General features: G+C 73.3%; 2 protein-coding genes and 1 pseudogene. All 3 read right to left on the bottom strand.

What is annotated here, in order from left to right; all coding sequences use genetic code 11:
• Positions 1 to 662: pseudogene (locus JLI01S_RS16475) on the bottom strand (hypothetical protein); the annotation flags it as partial.
• A gap of 149 nt (positions 663 to 811) precedes the next feature.
• On the bottom strand, positions 812 to 1,321 hold the full coding sequence (locus JLI01S_RS16470; protein WP_068266748.1) for a GNAT family N-acetyltransferase: 510 nt from the start codon (positions 1,319 to 1,321) through the stop codon (positions 812 to 814).
• On the bottom strand, positions 1,318 to 1,467 hold a 150-nt coding region (locus JLI01S_RS17770), incomplete at its 5' end, for a penicillin acylase family protein (RefSeq protein ID WP_174521334.1). The genes JLI01S_RS16470 and JLI01S_RS17770, both read right to left, overlap by 4 nt.

Below are 1,467 nucleotides of genomic sequence, written 5' to 3'. Positions count from 1 at the left end.
CCCTCGTCCGCCGTCCCCCGCCACGAGTCGACCGTCGAGCCGGCAGCCCACAGTGCCCAGCCGAAGCCGTCGTCCTGCGGCGGCCGGTCGTCAGGGGTGCCGCCGTCGAGCGCATACCGCGCCTGCATCCGCCCTGCCGTGCCGACGCGGGAGGCGAGGGCTGCGAGCTGACGGGTCGCTCCTCGCGCGTCCCCCAGCCGGTGGAGCGCGACGGCGACGTGGGCGGTGTCGCGGGGCCAGGCGTGGCGCCACAGCGGCGACCACCCGGCGACGGCGATCGGGAGGCCGGCAGAGAGCACCCACAGGTCCAGGGCGGCCTGACGGGCCAGGTCGCGGTGCGCGCCGGCGACGGTGCCGGACAGGTCGAGGCCGGACAGCCACTCCTCCTGCACGTCGACGAACCGGTCCTGATCGGGGCCGACGAGGACACGGGTCCCGGGCAGCACGCGCTCGAGGCCGCTCGCGTCGACGAGCTCGCGGGTCTGCCGCCAGGGTCCGCTCGTGGAGCGCATCGCGACGGTCATCCCGTACGTGGCGGGCACCTCGTGGCGGTTGCGGTAGAGGCTCAGCCCGCCTGCGCCACCCGCACCGAGCGCGACCGCGCCCAACGTCCCGGCCATGAAGGTGCGTCGGCCCGGGAGGCCCAGATGTGTCTGCGTCACCGGGTCACGTGACGGACCGGCTGCCGTAGGCCATCATGATGACGAGCGCGATCAGTGCCGTTGTACGCCCCCATGGCCAGACCCTCTCGCGACTCGCCGCGCGGGTCCAGCACTCACCCCCTTCGCAATGTGACCGTGACCTGCGGGTCTCAGCCGACGAGCGCCCCGAAGCGTTCCCGCGTCAGGTAGACCAGCTGGGCGTCCTTGTCCCCGATGCGCACCCGCTCGCCGAGCTCGAAGCCGGTCTGCTCCAGCCGGTGCAGGATCGCGCGGTTGGCCGCGTCGGGCTCGCCGACGAGGCGCTGCACGCTCGGGTCGTCGAAGAGCCAGGTGAAGATCCCGGCGCCGATGGCGAGCGCGTCCTCCCCGGGTGCGACGAAGACGTGGGCACCCACGTCCCCCGGTTGCACGTCGTAGACCTCGGCGACCGGGTCGTGCTCGGGCTCATAGGTCTGCAGCAGCGCGACGGGACGACCGTCCTGCTCGGCGATCCACGCCCAGTGGGCCTCGAGGGAGTCGACGAAGGCATAGATGTCGCGGACCTCCTCGACGCTCTTGTCGGCCATGCCCCAAAAGCGCCCGCGTGGCTGGGTGGTCCAGCCGTGGATCGTCGGGGCGTCCTCCTCGGGGCGAAGGGGGCGGAAGCTCAGGGTGCTCATGTGGTCCTCTCGATCGGGATCAGCTCGCCCGTGCGCCAGCTCTCGTGCTGGTCGTGGGCATGGGGGGCGTGGTGCGGGCCGTCGGCGCCGAGGGGCACGACCCACGCGCTCGGTCCGTGGAGCGACCAGACGAGCCGAGCGGCGGG

Source organism: Janibacter limosus NBRC 16128 (assembly GCF_001570985.1).
GTDB lineage: Bacteria > Actinomycetota > Actinomycetes > Actinomycetales > Dermatophilaceae > Janibacter > Janibacter limosus.
Note: the sequence above shows the minus strand (reverse complement) of the source record. Positions and strands in the feature narration are given on the sequence as shown.

Bases quoted from the DNA above. Each gene is read 5' to 3' on its own strand.
- JLI01S_RS16470 (WP_068266748.1), bottom strand. From the start codon at position 1,321: ATGAGCACCCTGAGCTTCCGCCCCCTTCGCCCCGAGGAGGACGCCCCG.